Annotated in this window: 20 protein-coding genes and 2 pseudogenes; 11 read left to right on the top strand and 11 right to left on the bottom strand. The window is 48.3% G+C overall.

Annotated features, from left to right (window positions below):
• The first annotated feature begins 32 nt into the window (after nucleotides 1-32).
• Nucleotides 33-1199 carry an ISAs1 family transposase gene (locus NX720_RS05425; protein WP_262599916.1) on the top strand — a complete coding sequence of 389 codons (1167 nt, stop codon included), beginning with the start codon at nucleotides 33-35 and terminating at the stop codon, nucleotides 1197-1199.
• 108 nt (nucleotides 1200-1307) lie between these two features.
• A complete protein-coding gene (locus NX720_RS05430) occupies nucleotides 1308-2861 on the top strand; it encodes a transposase (RefSeq protein ID WP_262599917.1) in 1554 nt (517 codons plus the stop codon).
• Between the two features lie 64 nt (nucleotides 2862-2925).
• Here the strand turns inward: NX720_RS05430 and NX720_RS05435 are convergent, their stop codons facing one another.
• Nucleotides 2926-3069 carry a hypothetical protein gene (locus tag NX720_RS05435; RefSeq protein WP_262599918.1) on the bottom strand — a complete coding sequence of 48 codons (144 nt, stop codon included), beginning with the start codon at nucleotides 3067-3069 and terminating at the stop codon, nucleotides 2926-2928.
• A gap of 300 nt (nucleotides 3070-3369) precedes the next feature.
• Here NX720_RS05435 and NX720_RS05440 point away from each other — a divergent pair.
• Both NX720_RS05440 and NX720_RS05445 read left to right on the top strand, forming a co-directional pair.
• Nucleotides 3370-3801 (top strand): annotated as a pseudogene (locus NX720_RS05440) (IS110 family transposase); the annotation flags it as partial.
• Between the two features lie 163 nt (nucleotides 3802-3964).
• On the top strand, nucleotides 3965-4891 hold the full coding sequence (locus tag NX720_RS05445; RefSeq protein ID WP_262599920.1) for an IS110 family RNA-guided transposase: 927 nt from the start codon (nucleotides 3965-3967) through the stop codon (nucleotides 4889-4891).
• Nucleotides 4892-4938: 47 nt separating this feature from the next.
• Here NX720_RS05445 and NX720_RS27015 read toward each other — a convergent pair.
• The 3 genes and pseudogenes from NX720_RS27015 to amrS form a co-directional block, all read right to left on the bottom strand.
• Nucleotides 4939-5750, bottom strand: a pseudogene (locus NX720_RS27015) (ISAzo13-like element transposase-related protein).
• Nucleotides 5751-6294: 544 nt separating this feature from the next.
• The gene (locus NX720_RS05460; protein ID WP_262599922.1) at nucleotides 6295-7707 is read right to left on the bottom strand and encodes an autotransporter outer membrane beta-barrel domain-containing protein; all 1413 of its coding nucleotides are present in this window, start codon (nucleotides 7705-7707) and stop codon (nucleotides 6295-6297) included.
• Nucleotides 7708-8050: 343 nt separating this feature from the next.
• On the bottom strand, nucleotides 8051-9145 hold the full coding sequence (gene amrS, locus NX720_RS05465; RefSeq protein ID WP_262599923.1) for an AmmeMemoRadiSam system radical SAM enzyme: 1095 nt from the start codon (nucleotides 9143-9145) through the stop codon (nucleotides 8051-8053).
• 166 nt (nucleotides 9146-9311) lie between these two features.
• On the opposite strand from amrS, the gene amrB reads away from it, so the two are divergent.
• The gene (gene amrB, locus NX720_RS05470; protein ID WP_262599925.1) at nucleotides 9312-10091 is read left to right on the top strand and encodes an AmmeMemoRadiSam system protein B; all 780 of its coding nucleotides are present in this window, start codon (nucleotides 9312-9314) and stop codon (nucleotides 10089-10091) included.
• A gap of 23 nt (nucleotides 10092-10114) precedes the next feature.
• A complete protein-coding gene (gene amrA, locus NX720_RS05475; RefSeq protein ID WP_262599927.1) occupies nucleotides 10115-10678 on the top strand; it encodes an AmmeMemoRadiSam system protein A in 564 nt (187 codons plus the stop codon).
• Nucleotides 10679-10822: 144 nt separating this feature from the next.
• Here amrA and tyrS read toward each other — a convergent pair whose 3' ends face one another.
• Entirely contained in the window at nucleotides 10823-12130 is a 1308-nt protein-coding gene (gene tyrS / locus NX720_RS05480; RefSeq protein ID WP_262599929.1) for a tyrosine--tRNA ligase, read from the bottom strand.
• 264 nt (nucleotides 12131-12394) lie between these two features.
• Between tyrS and NX720_RS05485 the strand changes: the two genes are divergently transcribed.
• Both NX720_RS05485 and NX720_RS05490 read left to right on the top strand, forming a co-directional pair.
• Nucleotides 12395-13798 (top strand): OapA family protein, encoded by a 1404-nt coding sequence (locus tag NX720_RS05485; RefSeq protein ID WP_262599930.1) that lies wholly within the window; start codon nucleotides 12395-12397, stop codon nucleotides 13796-13798.
• A 32-nt stretch (nucleotides 13799-13830) separates the two neighbouring features.
• The gene (locus tag NX720_RS05490; protein ID WP_262599932.1) at nucleotides 13831-14925 is read left to right on the top strand and encodes an anhydro-N-acetylmuramic acid kinase; all 1095 of its coding nucleotides are present in this window, start codon (nucleotides 13831-13833) and stop codon (nucleotides 14923-14925) included.
• Between the two features lie 185 nt (nucleotides 14926-15110).
• On the opposite strand, the gene erpA is transcribed toward NX720_RS05490, so the two are convergent.
• Nucleotides 15111-15467 carry an iron-sulfur cluster insertion protein ErpA gene (gene erpA, locus NX720_RS05495; protein ID WP_262599933.1) on the bottom strand — a complete coding sequence of 119 codons (357 nt, stop codon included), beginning with the start codon at nucleotides 15465-15467 and terminating at the stop codon, nucleotides 15111-15113.
• Nucleotides 15468-15735: 268 nt separating this feature from the next.
• On the bottom strand, nucleotides 15736-16521 hold the full coding sequence (locus NX720_RS05500; RefSeq protein WP_262599934.1) for a GAS domain-containing protein: 786 nt from the start codon (nucleotides 16519-16521) through the stop codon (nucleotides 15736-15738).
• Between the two features lie 234 nt (nucleotides 16522-16755).
• On the opposite strand from NX720_RS05500, the gene NX720_RS05505 reads away from it, so the two are divergent.
• Together NX720_RS05505 and NX720_RS05510 are read left to right on the top strand one after the other, a co-directional pair.
• Nucleotides 16756-16929 (top strand): hypothetical protein, encoded by a 174-nt coding sequence (locus tag NX720_RS05505; protein WP_262599935.1) that lies wholly within the window; start codon nucleotides 16756-16758, stop codon nucleotides 16927-16929.
• 143 nt (nucleotides 16930-17072) lie between these two features.
• Nucleotides 17073-17573, top strand: coding sequence for an SDR family NAD(P)-dependent oxidoreductase (locus NX720_RS05510; protein WP_262599937.1), 501 nt, complete (start codon nucleotides 17073-17075; stop codon nucleotides 17571-17573).
• Between the two features lie 43 nt (nucleotides 17574-17616).
• On the opposite strand, the gene argC is transcribed toward NX720_RS05510, so the two are convergent.
• The 4 genes from argC to NX720_RS05530 all read right to left on the bottom strand — a co-directional run bounded on the left by argC (nucleotide 17617) and on the right by NX720_RS05530 (nucleotide 20005).
• The gene (gene argC / locus NX720_RS05515; protein WP_262599938.1) at nucleotides 17617-18645 is read right to left on the bottom strand and encodes an N-acetyl-gamma-glutamyl-phosphate reductase; all 1029 of its coding nucleotides are present in this window, start codon (nucleotides 18643-18645) and stop codon (nucleotides 17617-17619) included.
• Nucleotides 18646-18712: 67 nt separating this feature from the next.
• Entirely contained in the window at nucleotides 18713-18931 is a 219-nt protein-coding gene (locus tag NX720_RS05520) for a DUF3820 family protein (protein ID WP_262599939.1), read from the bottom strand.
• Between the two features lie 10 nt (nucleotides 18932-18941).
• Nucleotides 18942-19658, bottom strand: a complete 717-nt coding sequence (locus NX720_RS05525; protein ID WP_262599940.1) for an LrgB family protein — start codon at nucleotides 19656-19658, stop codon at nucleotides 18942-18944.
• Entirely contained in the window at nucleotides 19658-20005 is a 348-nt protein-coding gene (locus NX720_RS05530; protein WP_262599942.1) for a CidA/LrgA family protein, read from the bottom strand. Before NX720_RS05530 ends, NX720_RS05525 begins: the two co-directional genes overlap by 1 nt.
• Before the next feature lie 183 nt (nucleotides 20006-20188).
• Here NX720_RS05530 and NX720_RS05535 point away from each other — a divergent pair, with 183 nt between their 5' ends.
• Nucleotides 20189-21751 (top strand): chloride channel protein, encoded by a 1563-nt coding sequence (locus tag NX720_RS05535; RefSeq protein WP_262599943.1) that lies wholly within the window; start codon nucleotides 20189-20191, stop codon nucleotides 21749-21751.
• Nucleotides 21752-21868 lie beyond the last annotated feature (117 nt).

Genomic DNA, 21868 nt, shown 5'->3' on the forward strand with positions numbered 1-21868 from the left:
AAAGACTGTACAATATCCCAATTTTACGTCTGATGCCTGTTAATCCTGTTCCATTAATAATGTTTCTCAACGAGTTACCCGATCCACGTAAACGCTCATCCTCCTGTGAGCACAACTTTATTGATACCCTTGTGATCGCCATCTGTGCCACCATCTGTGGAGCAGATACATGGGAAGAGATGCAGGAGTTTGGTGAAGAAAAAGAAGACTGGTTCCGTTCATTCCTTGAGCTTCCAAATGGCATTCCATCACACGACACCTTCTACCGGATTTTTTGCATGCTCAATCCGGAAAAGTTTCAGGAAACCTTCACCCGGTGGATAAAATCTGCCTATCCTGAAGCCCTTGATATACCTAATGGTGATACTGAGGTTATTCCTATTGATGGTAAAGCTATCAAGGGATCCAGAGGCAAAGGTAAGGGTAAAAAAGCTGTACTTATGGTCAGCGCCTGGAGTACTAAACTGAGTTTGGTTTTAGGACAAAAGAAGGTTGATAAAAAGTCGAACGAGATAACGGCAATTCCTCAACTTCTGGAGGCTATTGACGTGAAAGGCTGCATGATCACAGCCGATGCGATCAGCTGCCAAAAAAGCATTGCTGAAACCTGCGTAAGTCGGGAAGCAGACTATCTTCTTGCTGTTAAAGGCAACCAGAAAACACTGTACAACGATATTCAGACGACAGTTGAAGATCACTGGAATAAACATCCAGAGGAGTCAGTTTCTGAAACATTTTTCGAGCAAGAAAATAAAGGACATGGTCGTCATGAATACCGCTGCTGCTGGTTTTTTGATGACCTTTCTACTATTTCAACGGCTGATGAATGGACAGGAATAAAACAGTTTTGTGTCGTTCAGTCCGACCGGACAATCAATGGTAAAGCCACGACAGCCCTGAGGTTTTACATTTCCAGCAAGGCTACAACAGCCGAGGAAATGCTCAATGCAACACGCCAGCACTGGGAAGTGGAGAATAATCTGCACTGGATGCTGGATGTTGCCTTTAATGAGGATGCCTGCCAAACCAAAGATGAGTACGCTGCCGAAAATTTGTCTACATTACGGCGCATTGCTCTGAATGTTTTGAAGGCCGACGTTACCAGCAAGAGAAGCATAAAGACTAAGCGTAAAAAGGCTGGATGGAGCAACAAGTACCTTGCTCAGTTGCTAAAGTCATTCATTATCGGGGCTAAATGAGAATGATTATCTTCATGCGTAAGCCCTGGGTGACCGATGCTTCAGCCTAAATTCAGCGGTTAACCCCTGAGCTAAACTCTAACCCTCAACAATATTGAGGGCTCGAAGATGGTTCGACCACCAAAACCCACTCCCCCAAAGGGTGAGTTGTCTGAAATGGAAAAAGATCCCTTATCCGTCAAACTCGAAGTCGATTCTTTCGACGGTAAAATTCATGTCGAGTGGGAGCCTGAAGCATCGGTCACCCCAATGGGACAGCTTCCTTTTTTTATACAGTTTTTAAAAACAGGTCACCGATTTGAACCCTGGATTAACGATTGCCCACTAACTTATAAAAGCCCAAACGCCCCTCAAAAAGTGGATGTGATTGGCTCATTAATGCTTTCCATTCTTTCAGGACATAAACGCTATGCGCATATCGGAACAATTATTGGTGATAAAGTAAACGCTCAGTTGCTCGGGATGAAAAAAATTGTCAGCGATGATTCTGCCAGGCGTGGTTTAAAGAAGATTGACGAAGATGAAGGCGTTGAATGGATGCAAAAACACCTCCATCTCTGTTTTGATCCGTTATTAACCATTCCATGGATTATGGATGTTGATGTTACCGTGAAAACCATTTATGGGCATCAGGAAGGAGCGGTTAATGGCTATAACCCACATAAGAAAGGGAGACCCTCTCATACTTACCACTCATATATGATGGCTAATCTTAAATTAATACTGGAGGTTGAAGTCAGACCCGGAAATCAAAGTCAAAGTAAATACTCTTTACCCGGTTTAATGGAGCTATTAAATCGACTTCCAAAACGCTGCTGGCCTGAATTTGTTCGTGGTGATTGTGATTGGGGAAGTGACCGGGTAATGAGCGAATTGGAAGATGCTGGTTGTCATTATCTTTTTAAAATGAAGAAGCACGGCAACGTTAAGAAAGCCATAGGGAATGCACACTGTAGCGGAGGATGGGTAAAATACGACAACCATTGGGAGGGAAAAGAATCCGTAATTAAACTGTCAGGTTGGAAAAAAGAAAGACGCATAATTATTGTTCGAAGACGGCGTCCTGAAAATGAAATACCGATGTTGGAAAAAGGAATAAAAGAACGTCAACAAACGTTAGCATTAATAGAAGAGCCAGAAAATATAAAAGCTTACGAGTATTCGGTTCTGGTCACATCTCTTGATAATGATATAGTCTCGATCATTAATCATTATCGCAATAGGGCTGACTGTGAAAATAACTTTGATGAAATCAAAAACCAATGGGGCTGGGGCGGTTATGTAACAAAAGATATGGCAAGATGTCGAATGCTGGCCCGAATGGTTGCCTTGGTTTACAACTGGTGGACGCTATACGTTCGATTGAGTAATCCGGACTCCCATAAAGAATCAATTACCAGCCGCCCCTTATTAATGAGTTCAATTGGCAAGCTGACCCACTCTGGCAACCAAAAGAAAATAAAGCTGACAAGCCAGCATCGATGGATGTATAAAATTGCGAAATTACAAAGTGAACTGTGTGATTTTTTTGATTCAATCAAAAGTATCGCACCGCAGTTGAATCCAATTAACGCATGGTGTCGTATTTTAACGAAAGCGGTCTCAAAATTTTTGAAAAAAGGGCAGGTTATTACGATGCAACCATTAATTCGATCGGGCTAATGACTTAAAAAAACGCTGCTCAGAACCGTGAGAAGCTATTCCTAATGGCATGGCTCAGTGGCGTTCAACTGCTGAATTTAGGTTCAGGCTCCCACTCGACATGAATTTTACCGTCGAAAGAATCGACTTCGAGTTTGACGGATAAGGGATCTTTTTCCATTTCAGACAACTCACCCTTTGGGGGAGTGGGTTTTGGTGGTCGAACCATCTTCGAGCCCTCAATATTGTTGAGGGTTAGAGTTTAGCGGACTAGCCCACCCTGCGGGCACACATCCCAGAGTAACTCTTTTAATAAGCTAACCTTGAGCCTTCGTTCTACGATAAGGAGGAAGGCATATCCAGGCCAAAGGCCGAACGCACACTGGTGCCCCGTGCCCGGAGTTTAGCGTGGTCGGGAGGCTGGCGACCGCATCACTGATGACGCCTGGCGATCTCGTTCGGAAGACTGCATATGATCGACAGCCCCATACCCAGATATGCCTTCGCTCTGGAGTATAGGTAGGCAATCATGAAGCACAACCCAAAACCCACTAAAGCACAAAAACGAATATCTGGTCATCTTAAAACCGTCAACCTCTACGCGGCAGGCATTGATATTGGCTCAGAGTTCCACTTTGTTGCTGTCCCTGAAGAGCTGGATGATAAGCCTGTCCGGTCTTTTGCCTGCTTCACTGCTGATCTCGAGATGATGGCCCAGTGGCTTGTATGTATCGGGATTACCACCGTAGTCATGGAGTCCACCGGAATATACTGGATTCCTGCTTTCGAAATGCTTGAAGAGCACGGGCTTGAAGTCAGGCTGGTGAATGCACGCCACGTTAAAAACGTCCCTGGTCGTAAAAGTGACGTACAGGACTGCCAGTGGTTACAACAACTGCATACACATGGCTTGCTTGAAGGTGCTTTTCGTCCTGAAGATCAGGTGTGCGCTCTGCGTGCTTAGGGGCGCAGCATTCAATAACTTACCGGGCTGTTGGCTTTTGGCTATTAGCTGCTCATACAGCCAACCGCCAAAAGCCAAAAGCCAACAGCCAACAGCCAACAGCCAACAGCCAACAGCCAACAGCCAACAGCGGTATATTATGTTCTGCTGCTTCCCTTACATGCGCCAACGTGAAACCCTGATCCGCTATCGAGCGTCGCACATACAGCACATGCAGAAAGCCTTACGCCAAATGAACCTGCTGCTGGATAATGTCGTTTCGGATGTTACCGGCAAAACCGGGATGAGCATCATTCGTTCCATCCTCAGGGGTGAGCGCGATCCTGTAGTATTGGCGAGCCACCGTGATTCCCATTGCAAGCAATCAGAGAAAGTCATTGCTAAATCATTGCATGGACACTATCGGGCAGAGCATTTGTTTGCTCTGAAGCAGGCCGTTGAGCTTTATGATTTTTACGAAAAGGAAATCGAAGCTTGTGATAAGGCACTTGAGAATCAGCTGAGTCAGTTCGATGATCAGGTCGAAAGCGCCTCATTGCCTGCAAAGAGAAAATCAGCCAGCGCCCCCGGCTTTGATGTAAGAGCTCACCTTTACAGGATGACCGGGGTCGATCTGACAGCGATCGAGGGGATAGAAGAAAATACCGCCCTGAAAGTTATTTCTGAGACAGGGACGGACATGAACCGCTGGCCGACAGAGAAGCACTTTTGTTCCTGGCTGGGGCTGAGTCCCGGAAACAAAATATCCGGGGGAAAGGTGTTAAGCAGTAAGACCAAAAGGATTCCAAACAGGGCTGCTTCAGCTCTGAGGATGGCCGCATTGACACTGGTAAATTCAAAAAGTGCCCTAGGAGCCTATTATCGCCGGATGAGAAGTAAGCTGGGTGCACCCAAAGCGATTACAGCGACTGCACACAAACTTGCACGACTGATTTATAGCATGCTGAAAAATGGATCAGAATATGTTGAGCGAGGTCAGGATTACTACGAGGAGCAGTATCGTGACCGAGTGATTAAAAATATGAAAAAGCGTGCAGAAGAAATGGGGTACAAGCTGGTCAGGGTTGAAACAGCCTCACCAGCTTGACTCTGTGCAAGTGGCGAGACCGGAGGAGTTACTCAGAAGCTCAGGGGTTAACCGCTGAATTTAGGTTCAATCGGATTGTACTTGCTGTGGTAGGGAGGGTAGTAAACCAGCCGTATTTTCAGCCCCACTTTTTTGGCAAACTCAACCATTCTGAAAAGAAACTGAGTTCGGTGGCTGTTACTTTCAGGACCGTTGTCTGCGTAGATAACCAGCTCATCGACATACCTGTTAGTTTCCCTCACCTGCTCCCACCACTGTTCAATGGCATCGCAGATAAAATCACTGGTTTTGTAAGAGTTACCGTAAAAGACATACAGTTGATCATTTTCCAGATTGAGTATTCCAAAGGGGATCATTTTTTCTTTGGTGGCCATATCATGATCCAGCGCTTTGACCGCTTCAGTTCCTCTTGCTTTACCACCTCTGGAAAAATTTCCAAGGTTAACCGTTGCTTTGCAATCAATGCTGATCTGAAGACTCTGCTTTCTCTGGCTTGCGGTGCTTTTTACTTGTTTGACGTTTTCAAAGATGGCATCGGTTTCCGGGATTTTTTTTCCGGCGTGGTCTTCTGTACCTTGTGAAGTTTATAGCCCATGCGGTTCAACATGTTGCAGAAAGTACGCTCTTTGGGAAGTAGCTCTTCCTGCCACCCTTTTTCATCAATCAGTTTTTTTCGAACAGCACTGGCTGTTATGCGAGCATAGGAGAACGTATTTCTGAGCTGCGGGTCAGCCTGACTTTCAGGGTCTACCAAGCTTCGAATGTCTTGTTCCAGTTGAGGATTTGCTACTTCTGCTTTTGGCTTGCCCTGAGATACGTAATTTCCATAACAAATAAGTCCTGTCCTTTTTTCATGCATCCCGAGTTCAACGGTATGACGACCAAAATTGAACTCGGTTTCAGTAAGGCGTGGACTACCAAAACAGAGCTGTTCAGCGACTTCAGCTATGAAGGCTCTGTGTTCAGAGCCTTTGAGCTTTTTAGCAGCAAGTATAATGAGGTGTTTGCATTCAGGGGTGACATTAGGGGAACGGAAGGTTAGAATATACCGCTGTTGGCTATTAGCTTTTGGTGGTTGGCTGTCTGAGCAGCTAATAGCCAACCGCCAAAAGCCCGGTAAGACATTGAATGCTGCGCCCCTAAGAATAACCTTAACATTTCTTCAACAAACGGAGATGACTAGGAAAAAGCCAGATCATCAAATTCAAAGAAAGAAAGATTAAGGTTTTTAACTCATGAAAAGTATGCAAACTAATCGACATACTTCCCGACAAAATTACGTAAAAATACCTTTCAACTATACCGACACTATATTACATCTTCGGCAAGTGGCTACACAGTCAACAAATAACTTAAGCACAAAGGCGATGCAAAGAATCCCCCCTGATACTCAGCACCTGTCATCAAAAACGAACTTCCAGCCCGGCAAGAATATGATGAGATAACGACTCTTTCATCCAGACGCCACCATAAACCAGACTCATATTTAACCGCTCATAAAGAAAAGTATCGAGCCCGACAGAATAGTAAGCACCATTCTGGTCATAGTAACCGTATTTTTTCTTCTTTCCCTCTACTTCCAGGTCAGCGGTTTTTAAATCGGAGTGCTGCCATCCAAGAGAGAGTTTAAGCTCAAACGGCTGGCTGAATTGTTCCCGTTCATATGTGAATACCGCCCCAAGTCGTGATACCCAGCCACCGCTCTTGCCTTTTTTCACCATCTGGGTAAACCAGTTGAAGTCGTCACGTTGCCGGTTAACATACATCAACTGCACTTCCGGCGTGAGTGTCAGCCCCGCAGACAGATGACTTAAATCCAGGTCATACCCGCCACGGGCATACACATCCCATTGCCTGCTTTTATAATCCGCTTTGTAGCTATGAGATTTACTGTCAATCGTATTCCAGTTATACGTCACCAGTCCTTCAGCACGCAGGGAACCACGCCGCCAGGCGATAGTGGGCCCCACACGCCAGGTTCCCGACTCAACTCCACCATTAAAGTCTTTCAGGTCAGCCGTAAGCTTTTGCCAGGCTCCATAGATACCAATCAACCATTCATTACCAACCGGACGAAGCAGGGACATCTGTATTCCATAGCCGTTTGATTTAAACCCGGCCATATCGTTAACTTTTTTCTGATCAAGAAAGTGGCCATAAACCTGCATCAGCCCAAACCATTCTCCATAAACAAAAGCCTTTGCCCCCTGCTTAACTACCTGCGAATAATTGTAAAACGTATCGTGATCAGCGGCGACATCACTCTGCCCCAGATCTTCCTGACCAAGATAGTCCACAGCATCATCAGGCTCCTTCTGCGCCAGCCAGTGGGAAGAAGGCTTATCGTAGAGCCCGGCATTACGGCTTTCGGATAAGGCCGCAGCGGGAATCCGGCCACTCAGGATGCTGCTGGTCAGCCGGGTAAAACTGTCATAAGCATGAAGTGAAGCTTCGTGCATCATCCGGTCAGCGATGGCTGGTTGTGATAAAACAGCACTGACCTTCTGAGCACTGACGAGTTGCGATGGAGGAATTTGTTCAATAGGAAGAAAACGCCCACCCGCTATATCGCCATTAACATCCATAACCTTAAAGTAATACACATCCTGTTCCGGCGCTTTCCAGACTTTTGAGGTATCTACTTTTATGTCTAAAACATCAGTGCGGGTATCCGTGTATTTAAAGTGAGCCGTCTTGTTCTGCTGGTCAAAGTTGACTTGAGGCTCATCAGCAAGCAGTGCCGGTTGAATAAATCCTGATAATCCACCAAGGACCGCTAATTTCACAGGCAACGAAAATAATGCTCTGGGTTTCACGACAACTCCCGAATACTTTTATTTGTTAACAGCGTTGGTGAACAGCCATCTGTCAATCAGCTGCTCCCCCCATGCAAAGGTAGTCGAAGAAAAAGTAGCTGAAGAAAACGTAGTCGAAGGTTTATTTTTTCGAGAGTCAGGGTTTAAGGGGGTTAGTAATCTGAAATATGCCGGGCTTTTAGCTTTTAGCTTTTAGCTTTTAGCTTTTAGCTTTTAGCTTTTAGCTTTTAGCTTTTGGCTTTTGGCTTTTGGCTTTTGGCGGTTCATACAACCATCAACCAATAGCTAACAGCTAACAGCCAATAGCTAACAGCTAATAGCCAACAACCAACAGCGACATATTCTAAGTCTTCATTATAATTGGAATACGCTTCCGTCCCCATGCACCCGGGTTTGATTCAAACACACCAGCAACCGGCGTCCCACATTGCTCGCAGGCTCCCTGATGAATATGCCAGGCTCCCAGCTCATACCAGTCGCGCTCAATCAGCAGAGCGCCACACTGATGACACCAGGTACTCCCGCCCTCGCGGTCATGAACATTACCGGTATAGACATAATTCAGCCCGTAGGACCGGGCGATATCTCTGGCTCGTGACAATGTACTGCCCGGTGTATGGGCATGATCCATCATTTTCCAGTCAGGGTGAAACGCGGTGAAGTGAAGGGGAATACCTGCCCCCAGATTATCCGCAAGCCAGGAGGACATGGCATGCAGCTCGTTGTCTGAATCATTTTCTCCGGGTATCAGCAACGTGGCAATCTCAAACCAGACATTAGTCTCCTGCTTTAAATAAAGCAGCGTTTCCAGAACTGGCTGCAGCGCACCACCACAGATTTTTTTATAAAACGACTCGGTAAAGGCTTTCAGGTCAATATTCGCCGCATCAATATATCGGTAAAACTGCTCCCTGGGCTGTTCGCAAATATACCCGGCACTGACCGCCACCGATTTAATGTCCAGCTCATGTCCGGCCTGGGCGACATCTATCGCATACTCCATAAAAACCACCGGGTCGTTATAGGTAAACGCCATACTGCGACAACCCGATTGCAATGCAGCTTGAGCCAGGGCTTCCGGCATAGCCTGATCAGCCAGCGTATCTATTTCCCGCGATTTGCTAATATCCCAGTTCTGGCAGAATTTGCAGGCAAGATTACAACCGGCAGTCCCAAAAGAGAGTACAGGCGTTCCCGGCAGAAAGTGATTTAACGGTTTTTTTTCAATAGGATCGATACAAAAGCCGCTGGAACGGCCATAGCTGGTCAAGACAATCTGATCATTGTGCCGGGCCCGGACAAAACAAAGTCCCTGCTGCCCTTCCCTCAATTTGCAGGCTCTGGGGCAAACGTCACACTGAATACGGCTGTCGTCCAATACATGCCACCACTGAGTTGGCCAGTACTCAGGAGGATGACGGATGGCATTCTGAGTCATGGCAACCACCCCATTTATTCAATCGTGTACAAACACCTTAGATACTCTTATTACGCACGGCTGTCAAAAAATCATTGTAAGCAAAATCAAACCACTCATTCTGTAAAAGAAATGCAGAAAACGCTGGCTATAATTATACAGCTTACTTCCCTGGGGGGATGACTCAATGACCGTTCGCCAACCTGCTGTGGCCGGAACCTTCTACCCTGATGATCCGGCCATACTTCAGAAAATCGTTTCTAATATGCTTCAGGAAACTGAACAGCGCGACCTTTCTCCCAAGGCATTGATTGTTCCCCATGCCGGTTATATCTATTCCGGGCCGGTGGCAGCCAGTGCTTACCAGTTACTGGAACCTTTCCATGACAACATTAACCGGGTGGTATTGCTGGGACCTTCTCATCAGGTAGCCTTTGAGGGTCTGGCACTGCCTGATGCCGATCATTTCATGACACCACTGGGCAGCATTCATCTGGACAGACCGGCCATGGCAGCACTCAGTCGGTTCAGCCAGGTGCAGACGCTTTCCCAGGCACATGCCAGAGAACACAGCCTTGAAGTTCAGCTTCCGTTTTTACAAACCTGCCTTGAGAGCTTCAGTCTGGTTCCACTGGTGGTGGGTAATGCTTCCGCTCTGGTAGTCGCGGAAGTCATCGATTTCCTCTGGGGTAAGGAAGACACCCTGATTGTCATCAGCTCTGACCTGAGCCATTACCATTCCTACGAAGAAGCCCAGCGTCGGGATAACCTGACGGTAAAAGCCATTGAACAGTTAACCACGGACCTGACCGGGGGGCAGGCTTGCGGCTGCTGCCCCATCAATGGCATGCTGAAAGTAGCCCAGAGGCGAGGGATGGAAGTACAGACTCTGGATGTTCGCAACTCCGGTGATACCGCCGGTGATAAACAACGGGTTGTGGGTTATGGCGCCTTTGCCATTCAGTGATGAAACGTCAGGGACTCGCCACGATGGAACTGAGCTTACCTCAACAAAAAGAACTGCTCCGCCTTGCCAGAAAAACCATAGCCGACAGCTGTCGACAGGGGCTGCCTCCGGGGACGCCGGAAGGTGATTTTCCTCCCATTTTTTATGAACAGCGGGCCACCTTTGTAACACTGCAAAAACAGGAAAACCTGAGGGGGTGTATTGGATCTCTGCAGGTCAGACGAACCCTTATTGAAGATATTATTCACAACGCCTTTGCAGCCGCATTCCGGGACTCACGTTTTCAACCGGTATCCGCAGCAGAACTCAACGAGATAGACATCGAAATTTCAATACTCAGCCCTTTGTCAGAAATGAATATCAGTTCTGAGGACGATCTGCTGCAACAGCTTATTCCCGGTCAGGACGGACTGGTTATAGAAAATTCGTTCTACCGGGCCACTTTTTTACCCCAGGTCTGGGAGCAGCTGCCCACTGCGCAGCAGTTTTTACAGCACTTAAAACAGAAAGCCGGTATATCGCCGGATATCTGGCCTGATGATATGAGGTGCTCCCGCTACACATGCTTTAAATTTCAAGAGAAGTAGGCCTTAAGAAAAACAAAAACGCCGCTTTACTCAACGGGTAAAGCGGCGTTTTCAGGTGTAATCAGAAGTATGCCAGCTTTTGGCTTTTAGCTTCTGGCTTTTAGCCAACAGCCAACAGCGGCATATTCTAAGCTTCAGTTCCCCTCAAACCACTTCAAACAGGAAATGGTTTTTCTTGCCCAGCTTAACCAGGAAGAAACGGCCAAACAGAGCGTTATCTTTCGCAAAGCATTCCGTCAGGTTCATGTTGTCTGCGGCACCACGGGCTTCACCGTTAAAGAATACGGCATTACGACCCAGGGCGTCTTTTACCTGCTTGCCGGATTTCACCATACCGACCTCGGCAAACAGCTGAGTCATCGCCTGACCTTCCAGCTCGTTCAGTTGAATAGTCGCACCTGGCAGACCATCCTGCTTCAGCTGCTCCAGATCGGTTTCAGACAGGTTGGAGATATCGCCAGAGAACAGGGATTCCGTAATACGCTCGGCGGCCTGTAAACCTTCTTCACCATGCACCAGGCGAGTCACTTCACGAGCCAGAATACGCTGGGCTTCAGGACGCCCCTGACGCTCTTCGTCGGCTTTCCTGATACCATCGATCTCGTTCTGGCTCAGGAAGGTGAAGAAGCTCATAAAGCGATATACGTCAGCGTCCGCAGTATTCATCCAGAACTGGTAAAACGCATACTGAGACGTTTTAGAAGAATCCAGCCATACGGCTCCACCTTCCGTCTTACCAAACTTGGTACCGTCAGACTTGGTAATCAGAGGTACGGTCAGACCAAATGTACGAGCCTGATTCATACGACGGGACAGATCGATACCGCCAACGATATTACCCCACTGGTCACTGCCGCCCACCTGCAGAGTGCAGTCGTAACGCTTGTTCAACTCGGCAAAGTCCATTCCCTGCAGCAGGGCGTAGGAAAATTCTGTAAAGGAGATACCCGCCCCTTCACGGTTCAGGCGCTGTTGAACAGACTCTTTGTTGATCATGGCGTTGACAGAGAAGTGCTTGCCAATGTCACGCAGGAAGTCCAGCGCCGTCATCTCACCGGTCCAATCCAGGTTATTGGCTACCAGTGCAGAGTTTTCACCACAATCAAAGTCAATAAACTGACTCACCTGACCTTTGATTTTGTCCACCCAGCCAGCAACGATGTCCGGCGTATTCAGCTGACGTTCGGCAGCCTTGAAGCTTGGATCACCAATCAAACCTGTTGCACCACCTACCAGGGCAATAGGCTTATGACCAGCCATCTGGAAACGTTTCAATACCAGCAGAGGTACCAGATGGCCCAGGTGCAGACTGTCTGCCGTCGGATCAAAGCCGCAATAAAGAACCCGAGGCTGTTCGCTCAGATGAGCGTCCAGTTCCTCGACGGCAGTAGTCTGCGCGATGAGCTGGCGGGCCTGCAGATCTTTCAGCAGTGGATTTTGATTCTCAGACATTTAATGTTTCCTGCACATGCGGGTCTTGATAAAAACTGGATCACACAAAATACATGAAAAATCGCTCAAGAACAAAGCGGTATACTATTTTTCCATACAAAAAAAAGGATCCAAAAGGCTGTTACAAATAACCTCCGGGAAGGGAAAGGCAGCTTCCACTGATCTTTTTACAAATCGCTTATAGCTATATATCAAACCATCAGGTAGTTTTTATCGTTATAATTTGCTTATATTTCAATAAAGCCACTCTATTTTCAGATCAAAATGACAAAGGTTGTTTTAACAGGTGCAACCCGTGTTCGCAGTCAAAACGGTAGCCTGCCCCGTTTCCCCAGACGACACCTGATGTTGGCTACAGGTGTGACGATTGCTGTGCTTTTATTAATTGTTCTAGTGCCGTCTACAGACGTTGAACCCAAAAAAGAGCTACCAGAGATAACACAGCCAGCGCAATCAATGCTTCCTGAAACACCCAAAACTCACTCTGAGGCTATACGCAGAGCCAGAGCAGAAACTGACACAGAAGCTCTGAAGCTGGCGAAACCGGGCAAATGGCAAAGTCTGGTGGTCGCAAACGGTGATAATCTTTCCAGTCTGTTTGCCAGGCAGGGGCTTGGAGCCAGAGTTGTCTATGACATCAGCAAAACCCCCGACTATGGAAGACTACTCGCCGATATCCGCCCCGGACAAACACTGAAATTCAGGGTGAATTCAAATAACGAGCTAACCCAGTTCCGCTACGTCCGTGACCGACTGAACCACCTCCTGTTTCAGAAGACAGATAACGGCTATATCGCTGAAGAAATCGTATTTGAACCACAGGTTCGAATCGCCTATGGGGAAGGGGAAATCAGCGATTCACTGTTTATAGCCAGTCAGAAGGCCGGGCTGACAGACCGGCTCACTATGGAACTGGCGAGCATCTTTGGCTGGGACATCGACTTTGCTCTGGATATTCGTGAAGGTGACCGCTTTAACGTCGTCTATGAAGAACGTTATCTCGATAATAAAAAACTGGGCAACGGTAACATCCTTGCCGCCACCTTTATCAATAAAGGCAGAAGCTATACTGCTATTCGTTACACCGACAGCAAAGGCAGCAGCAGTTATTACACGCCAGACGGCAAAAGCATGAAAAAAGCCTTTCTGCGTACCCCTGTAGACTTCACCCGTATCAGCTCCCGGTTTAACCCAAATCGTCTGCACCCCATCCACAAAACCAGACGCCCTCACCGGGGGGTTGACTATGCCGCCCCCACCGGCACACCGATAAAAGCAGCAGGCGATGGCAGAATACAATTTTCAGGCTGGCAGAACGGTTACGGCAACGTAGTGTTTATTGAGCACCCAAATAACATCGTCACCGTTTATGCCCACCAGAGTCGTATGAACAAGCGCTTCAAAAAAGGCTCACGGGTAAACCAGGGTGATATTATCGGCTACGTCGGCTCCACGGGCTGGTCGACAGGACCTCACCTTCATTATGAATTCCGCGTAAATGGAACACATAAAGACCCAGTAAAGGTTAAATTACCTGACGCCAAACCGGTTCCAAAAGCAGAAATGGCTCGCTTTAAACAGCACAAAATCGGTATCCTCGCTCAGTTGGAACAGCATCAAAAAACGTTCCAGAGAACTCCTGAGAAAACAATGCTTGCCTCTCAGTAATGTCCAGAATTCTCTCAACAGGCTTTTCTACGATGAAACCATTATTTATAGGTTTGATGTCCGGCACCAGCCTTGATGCTGTGGATGCAGTACTGGTCGAATTTGAAGGCGCATCCTGTCGAATACTGACTGCGCGTTCTCACCCACTGCCAGAACAACTGCGACAGACTTTGACAGAACTTACCCTTCCGGGTGATAACGAAATCGAAAAGCTGGCTGAAGCCGACCCCGCGTTTGCCAGGGAGTGCGCTGGAGCGGTTCAGTCCCTTCTTGAAGCCAGTCAGCAAAAACCAGAAAACATTGCAGCCATAGGCAGTCATGGTCAAACCATCAGGCACCGCCCCGGGCAAGGTTACACACTGCAAATTGGCGATCCCAGCCTGATCGCAGAATTGACTAATACAACAGTCGTCGCAGATTTCCGTCGCCGGGATATTGCAGCGGGCGGACAGGGCGCACCGCTGGTTCCGGCATTTCATCAGTCGGTTTTTCACCAGTCTGGTGAGGGTAGAATTATTGTCAATATTGGCGGCATGGCTAACCTGACCATTCTGGACGAACAGCCTGTCAGGGGGTTTGACACCGGTCCGGGAAATATCCTGATGGATCAGTGGTGCCAGCGTCATACCGGGCAGCCCTACGACAGCAACGGCCAATGGGCTGAATCTGCCAGCGTTGACCAGCCTCTGCTGGAACACCTGCTTAAAGAGGCTTACTTTCACCAGCTGCCACCAAAAAGTACAGGGCGGGAGTTGTTTAACAGGCAATGGCTTGATAACAGGCTTGAGCAGTTTCCCCACCTTTCGCCAGCACAGGTTCAATCCACATTGTGCCAGCTGACAGCCAGCACCATTGCCCACGACATCAGCCAGTTCGCACCGGATTCACAGGCTGTTTATCTGTGCGGTGGTGGTGCACACAACCAGACACTGACCAAACGTTTACGACAACAGTTGCCTGACCATTCTGTATCAACAACAGAAGCCCTGGGTATTCACCCCGACTGGGTTGAAGCGGTTGCCTTTGCCTGGCTTGCCCGGCAGACGCTCCTGGGACTGCCTGGCAACCAGCCAGAGGTAACCGGAGCCGCAGGCCCCAGAATACTGGGTGCTATCTATCCAGCTTGAAGCGTTTTTACTGGAGCAATGTTTTGTCAATAACTGGAGCAATACGACAATGAACAAATATAATTGCCATAAATACTGCGAGTCACACGCATCAGTTAAAATGATTTGTAGTAGAGTAACCAGAAGTTTAAGCTTTCGGCGAGCAGCTCAAAAGACTTTGAACCGCTCAGCAATCCACGCATTACTCAAATGGAAAAAGAGGAGCCACAGCCGCAGGTAGACTTTGCGTTTGGATTTCTTACCAGAAAGCGAGAACCCTGAAGTCCGCTTTCATAATCCACTTCAGCACCTACAAGGTATTGATAGCTCAGAGAGTCTACGACCATTTCCGCGCCGTTTTTACAAACCAGAGTGTCGTCATCAGCCAGTTTATCGTCAAACGTAAAACCGTACTGAAAGCCGGAGCAGCCGCCACCAGTAACGTACACTCGAAGACGTTGAGATTTATTCTCTTCATCTTCCATCAGTTCATTGACCTTACTGGCAGCACTATCTGTGAAAATAATTGGTTCCGGAACAACTGTTTCAACTACTGCGCTCATTCATCCTCCCGTGTTACCCGCAACGACGTGCAACCCGTTAATGCCACTTTACAGGCATTATCCAAGTAACCCAGCGTTTCAGTCAACTATTTGATTCTGTTGTTATTCCCTAAAATATAGAGACATTCCCGTGGTCGGGGTAGTGGCAATCAGAAATATACCTGGCTTTTAGATGTTGGCTATTGGCTGTTGGTTATTTACTGCCTGACCAGCAGCCAACAGCTAACAGCTAACAGCTAACAACGGTATACTCTAAGGCTCAGGTAGTTTATTCCTGCCCCGTACTGGCTGCCAGTTCCTCATGCCAGTCGAATGACTCTTCCAGGTTTCGAGTACCACCGCTGCGAATATTAATATTAACGGTAATGCTTTCAGGCTTGAAACCCTCCGGAAGCTCGAAGTCCAGAAGACCACGATCATCAGGGAAAGACTGAAAATAGCGAAAGCCCAGTGCCGGATTATCTCCTGCACCAGCCAGTTCCAGCAAAGACAAACTGACAGGCTGACCATCCTGTTCACCCTTTACACGAGCTTTCAGGGTGCCTCTGATAAAATTATTGCTGCGCGATACCTGAGAGACCACCATACGCAACTGGTAGTGATTAGGTTTATTTCCGGGTATCAGGTCAAAGGCATTCAGCCGCACACCTTCGTTCAGATCTTCGGGAGCTATGACACTCTGGTAAAACGCTATGGTTTTAGACAATTCAGCTTTTTCCTGCTCCAGCTCACGAACCTGAACCCTGACATTTTCAGCAGCCTGCCGGTCAATCTGACTGGAGCGTTCAAGCACAGCCACCCGTGACGCCAGTTTTTCATTCTGCCTTTCAAGGCGGGTGACATCTGTCGACAGCTGCCTGTTTTCCTGTTTCAACCCTTCACTCTCATCAACCACCCGGCTGGCACCAAACCAGTAGGCAACCACCCCAAAGCTGATAAACAGGGTCACCAGCAAGAGTTGCAGCCGTCGTTCCCGTACAGGGTCGTGACGAACAACTCTCATGGCTCCGGCGGAATTCAAAGAGCCTTGATCTTGGTCAGGGTCAAAAGCCATTGGCAGAAATCCAAATCATGCAACCAGAAAACAAAATGACTGATTTGCCGCAGTTTGCGAGGGTATACTTCCAGAAGTGGAATATTAGTACAAAATAGCTAAAAACTATACACAAGCAGTTATCGCTTAACAATCCAGTCCATGGAAAGTAAACACTATCAACTTCGCTGGCTAGTCCTGAGTCTTATCGTTATCCTCTTTGGGACTAATCTAAAGCTGACCTGAGGACAGGGAATGAATCTGCTCACTATTCTGATGTTGCTGTTTGCCACGCTTATGATCATTGTCATGGTGACTGAAAAGTACGGCAAACCCATGGATAATGAAAAACAGGCAAAGTGGTCAAAAATCATTATGATCCTGCTGTTTGCGCTGATTTTGATCCGCATACTGAAAGAGCTGTTCTGAGCAACCGGAAGCGGAAAAACTCACCAAACGAAAAACCTGCCGTACGCCTGCTTTTTACAATATCTACCTGTACCTGAAAACAAAAACTTGGCATCATTAGCCAACAAAAGTAAACACAGATTAACAATAAGGAAAGAGCAGTCATGCAGGACGTCGTCATTGTTACCGGTGCCAGCTCTGGCATTGGCAGTGAAGTCACCGAAAAACTGGCTAACAAGGGCTACAGAGTTCTGGCCGTAGCCTCCAGGGAAAAACTGTTAAGACGCCTCTATTCGTTCAATAAGAACATTGTTCCCGTGGTCGCCGACCCCACCAGTCACGAAGGGGCCAGAATCATTCAGAAATACCTCGACAGGGAAGATGGCACTGTGAGGTGCTTTGTCTACAGCAACCCTCATCGCAGCGCCTCAGGCATCAGCAAACCTTCAGCCCAGGCCACCCTTCACCTGACAGAACAATTAAGTCACTACTTTACCCACGCCAAGGTCGTCCTGATCAGCTCTGATAAAAAACCATTACAAAAAGATCTGGAAAAAAACCTGTATGACAGTCTGAAAGAAGCTGTCGATACTACTCAACTGGATATTGAGCTTATTTGCAGCCAGTCCGTTGAACAGGTGGTGGCAGAAGTCGCTGCTGCATAAGAGAGCGAACAAGCGACCAGAAACGGTCGCTTCAGAGACTGCATCAGGGCATTATCGCCGGAACGTCCAGCCCTGTTGCCTCATCCAGCCCGAACATTATATTCATGTTTTGAATGGCTTGCCCCGCTGCCCCTTTCACCAGATTGTCAATCACAGAGAGAATCACTACCGTATCCCCCCCCTGTGGACGATGCGCAGCTATACGACACTGGTTACAAGCTTTGACAGAACGGGTTTCGGGCAAACTGCCGGCAGGCATGACATCAACAAACGGTTCATCTTCGTAGGCCTGTTCATACAATGCCTGCAAATCTATGGAATGATCTCTCACTGTCGTATAAGCGGTGGCATGAATGCCACGTATCATCGGTGTCAGGTGCGGAACAAACACCAGCTCTCCGTCGAAGCTGGCAGACATTCTGGACAACCCCTGCCGAATCTCAGGCAGGTGCCTGTGACCCGCTACTCCATAAGCCTTAAATGATTCGGACACTTCACACATCAGGCTCGCCACTTTAGCGCCACGCCCGGCACCGCTGACCCCGGACTTGGCGTCCACAATGACAGTCCCTTCAACCAGATCGTTCTGAATCAGGGGCAACAGGCCCAGCTGGGTCGCCGTTGGATAACAGCCGGGGTTTGCCACCAGCCGCGCCTGACGGATAGCCTCTCTATTCATTTCCGGCAACCCATAAATCGCTTCGCCCAACAGTTGCGGGCAGGCATGATCAACACCATACCACTGCCGCCAGTCAGCGGGATTGGTCAAGCGAAAATCAGCCGCCAGGTCAATCACCTTAACGCCCTTGTCCAGCAGGGTTGGCACCGATTGCATGGCAATACCGTTGGGCGTGGCAAAAAAGACCAGATCGCACTGGGACAACACCTCGTTATCCGGCTCAGTAAAGGGTATATCCATCTTTCCACGCAGACCGGGGTAAAGCTCACTAACCGCTTTGCCACATTCTGAACGTGATGTGATGACCTGAACATCCGCTTGCGGATGAGTCGCCAGCAAACGCAGTAATTCGGCACCGGTATAGCCTGTACCACCTACGATTCCAATTTTCATTGCCGCCCTTCCTGTCGAGATATTTATTTATCAGTTGAGCATATTTATTCACACATAAGTTTGCAAGTTACTGCCGTTCCTTTAATGGCTGAATAACTCCCGTCAACCCATTAATATGTATTTCCAGAGCCAGCTGCAGCAGACGCCCCAACTCGCCTTGAGGAAACCCTTTTTTGGCGAACCAGAGCAGATACTCTTCAGGCAGGTCGATCAGTACCCGTCCACTGTACTTGCCAAAAGGCATCGTCATACGCGCCAGTTTCAGTAAATCCTGTTTATCAAACATCGCACCGACCTCAAAACAGATACGTAATCACAAAAGGTAATACCATGGCGGTAAGGATGGCATTCAGGCACATGGCCAGACTTGAATAGACGCCCATGGTCGGATTGATACCAAACGCCATGGCGGTTCCCCCGGCATGAGCATTGATACCCAAAGCAAACCCGATGGCGCGGAGATCACGCACCCCGGTTTTTCGACAAATCCAGGGACCGGCCAGACCACCATAAATTCCTGAAATACAGACAACCGCCACCGCAACAGGAACAATTCCTCCCATCTTTTCAGACAGAGCCAGGGCAACCGCAGTGGTGACACCTTTGGTTGAAACCGACAGCAACACGTCACTCTCGGCACCAGAGACCCAGGCAAAACCAAGCCCCAGTAAAACCACCAGCACAGCGCCCAGTAAGAGGGTAGAAAGAATCGGTCCGGCATGCCGGCGAACATGGTGCAGTTGCTGAGACAAAGGAATGGCCAGTGCCACAGTAAACGGCGCAAGCAGTGTTTTCAGAATGGAACTGTGTTCCCTGTAGGTTTCAATACTCATCGAAGAAAAGTGAATAACCAGAAACACCAGCAGGCTGCCAACAATAACAGGATGAAACCAGCCTTTGCGCCCGGTGCGGATAAACAACTGTTCTCCAATCAGATAAGCCCCCAGTGTCAACAGCAGAACCGTCAGAGGATTTGACATAAACAGCTCCAACCGAACCACTAAATCAGTCATCACTGCTTCTCCCCGCGACGTAACAACCACTGCATAAAATGACCACTGACCACGATACCAACAGGTGTGGCAACAAAGGTGGCTAACACCAGTGGCAACCATTGCCGTGACAGCAATTCCGCCATAAAAAATATCGCCACGGCGGAAGGAATGAACAGAACCGCCATGTAGTGAATACAAAACTGGCTAACCTTTTGCAGATTATCAGACACACCGCCTTTTACCCGCAACCAGATCAACAGCAGAATAAGCCCCGTTACCGCTCCGGGTACGGGGAGATTAAACATAGCACTGATTGCCTCACCAGCAACGGTGAACAAGAGCAAAGTCACAAAGCCTGACAGCATGATATTCGCCTGAGTACTGAAAATTCAAAAGAGCCAGAGGCTTACTTTTACCATAAAGAACATTGACCGATAAGAGAGCCACTCCTCAAAGCTATTTAATTTATTAATTATCTTCATTAACTAACCATGCCCAATCAGATAAAATCTGGCTGTTTTTAAACCTTCCAACCAGTAGGAACCACCTTGCCCGATCATCTGCCTCCGAAACCTGACCACTCACTGCACCAGCTGCGAATCAGACTGTCCAGTGCCGATGCCCTGCCCCAGCTGACCGCTATTGGCATGCTGATCGGATTGCTGGCAGGCGGGCTGCTGATTCTGTTTCGGGAAATCGTTACCGGTTCGACCAGTTTCTGGCAGTCAGGAGGCGATGAGCATTTTGAAACCCTGTCTGACCTGTTGCGCTTGATTATTCCCATCATGGGGTCACTGATTATTTTGTGCCTGTTTACCTGCACGCCGATTAAACGACGCACTGTTGGTATTTTGCATGTGGTTGAGTGCCTGCAGTTCCATAAAGGCAAAATGTCTTTCACAGGAATGCTGCTGCAATTTTTCGGGGCCGCCATCGCCCTGGTCAGTGGCTTTTCAGTAGGGCGCGAAGGGCCCGCCGTTCATGTTGGCGCAGCGACAGGCAGCTTACTGGGGCAGAAACTCCGATTGCCACAAAACACCCTGAACATTCTCGCAGCCTGTGGAGCGTCAGCAGCGATTTCCGCATCGTTTAACACGCCAATGGCAGGTGTCATCTTTGCCATGGAAGTGGTGGTTCGCCAGTACACCCTCAACAGTTTCATTCCTGTTATCGCAGCCGCCGTGATGGCAGCGGTATTATCACAGATTATGTATGGCCCTGACCCTGCTTTCATGGTGCCGGTCATTCCCATGGCGTCATTGACTGAGCTGGGCATAGCGGCCGCCTCTGCCTGTCTGATTGGCCTTCTGGCAGCAGGGTTTATCAGGCTTCAGCTATGGACAGCCAGCAAACGACAACAGCTGTTTATAAACCCATTGCTTCTGGCAGGGCTATGTATGGGAGCTGCCGGTTATTTCCTGCCGGCCGTTATGGGGATTGGTTATGAAACTGTTGATTTAATCCTGAATGGCGAACTGATGGACATCTCTTTTCTGCTGACCCTGCTGACCGCCAAACTCGTGATCACCGCACTGGTGACCGGGCTCGGCATTCCCGGCGGCATTATTGGTCCGTCACTGATGATGGGAGCCTTAGCTGCCGCAGCTTTTGGCCATCTGGGCGATTTGGCGCTCAACCTTCCTGACATCAGCACTGCTTTCCACGCATTACTGGGCATGGTCGCCATGATGGCAGCCGTGTTACAGGCTCCCATGGCGGCACTGGTTACGGTGCTGGAATTAACCCGTAATCCGCACATCATCATGCCCGCTATGTTTGTGATTGTGATTGCCTGCCTGATTTCCGGACGGCTCACTGCCCGTGGCGGGCTGATTGAAATGCAACTGAACGCTAAAGGCTACAACCACCAGCATTCGCTGCTCAATCGGCTACTCAGCCAGAAAGGCGTCGCCACTCTTATGAGTAGGAACTTTGACCTTCTTAACGATAGTGACATTGTCCAGGTACAGGTTCATGCTTCACTTCAGGACGCTCTGGAAATTATGGAAACGCATTCGGTTGAAGTGTTGGGTGTCTACACCTCAGGCAAACACCAACAAGTGCTTTGCGGCGTAATCACCAGAAAAGCGATAGATAGCTTCTACAGATAGCTCCTATAGATAGTTTCTATCATTAGATCTTTTACCCCGAAGCAGTTCCGGCTACCCTGTTGTGGCAATATATTGCGGCAACAAATAGCACAACAATAATCCAAACAGGGGTATGTG

The sequence above is a fragment of the Endozoicomonas euniceicola genome (assembly GCF_025562755.1).
GTDB classification, from domain to species: Bacteria; Pseudomonadota; Gammaproteobacteria; order Pseudomonadales; family Endozoicomonadaceae; genus Endozoicomonas_A; species Endozoicomonas_A euniceicola.

Excerpts from the sequence above, each read along its gene's own strand:
- NX720_RS05425 (WP_262599916.1), top strand. The coding sequence starts at position 33 with ATGCCTGTTAATCCTGTTCCATTAATAATGTTTCTCAACGAGTTACCC.
- NX720_RS05430 (WP_262599917.1), top strand. The coding sequence starts at position 1,308 with ATGGTTCGACCACCAAAACCCACTCCCCCAAAGGGTGAGTTGTCTGAA.
- NX720_RS05435 (WP_262599918.1), bottom strand. The coding sequence starts at position 3,069 with ATGGTTCGACCACCAAAACCCACTCCCCCAAAGGGTGAGTTGTCTGAA.
- NX720_RS05445 (WP_262599920.1), top strand. The coding sequence starts at position 3,965 with ATGCGCCAACGTGAAACCCTGATCCGCTATCGAGCGTCGCACATACAG.
- amrS (WP_262599923.1), bottom strand. The coding sequence starts at position 9,145 with ATGACTCAGAATGCCATCCGTCATCCTCCTGAGTACTGGCCAACTCAG.
- amrB (WP_262599925.1), top strand. The coding sequence starts at position 9,312 with ATGACCGTTCGCCAACCTGCTGTGGCCGGAACCTTCTACCCTGATGAT.
- amrA (WP_262599927.1), top strand. The coding sequence starts at position 10,115 with ATGGAACTGAGCTTACCTCAACAAAAAGAACTGCTCCGCCTTGCCAGA.
- tyrS (WP_262599929.1), bottom strand. The coding sequence starts at position 12,130 with ATGTCTGAGAATCAAAATCCACTGCTGAAAGATCTGCAGGCCCGCCAG.
- NX720_RS05485 (WP_262599930.1), top strand. The coding sequence starts at position 12,395 with ATGACAAAGGTTGTTTTAACAGGTGCAACCCGTGTTCGCAGTCAAAAC.
- NX720_RS05490 (WP_262599932.1), top strand. The coding sequence starts at position 13,831 with ATGAAACCATTATTTATAGGTTTGATGTCCGGCACCAGCCTTGATGCT.
- erpA (WP_262599933.1), bottom strand. The coding sequence starts at position 15,467 with ATGAGCGCAGTAGTTGAAACAGTTGTTCCGGAACCAATTATTTTCACA.
- NX720_RS05500 (WP_262599934.1), bottom strand. The coding sequence starts at position 16,521 with ATGGCTTTTGACCCTGACCAAGATCAAGGCTCTTTGAATTCCGCCGGA.
- NX720_RS05505 (WP_262599935.1), top strand. The coding sequence starts at position 16,756 with ATGAATCTGCTCACTATTCTGATGTTGCTGTTTGCCACGCTTATGATC.
- NX720_RS05510 (WP_262599937.1), top strand. The coding sequence starts at position 17,073 with ATGCAGGACGTCGTCATTGTTACCGGTGCCAGCTCTGGCATTGGCAGT.
- argC (WP_262599938.1), bottom strand. The coding sequence starts at position 18,645 with ATGAAAATTGGAATCGTAGGTGGTACAGGCTATACCGGTGCCGAATTA.
- NX720_RS05520 (WP_262599939.1), bottom strand. The coding sequence starts at position 18,931 with ATGTTTGATAAACAGGATTTACTGAAACTGGCGCGTATGACGATGCCT.
- NX720_RS05525 (WP_262599940.1), bottom strand. The coding sequence starts at position 19,658 with ATGACTGATTTAGTGGTTCGGTTGGAGCTGTTTATGTCAAATCCTCTG.
- NX720_RS05530 (WP_262599942.1), bottom strand. The coding sequence starts at position 20,005 with ATGCTGTCAGGCTTTGTGACTTTGCTCTTGTTCACCGTTGCTGGTGAG.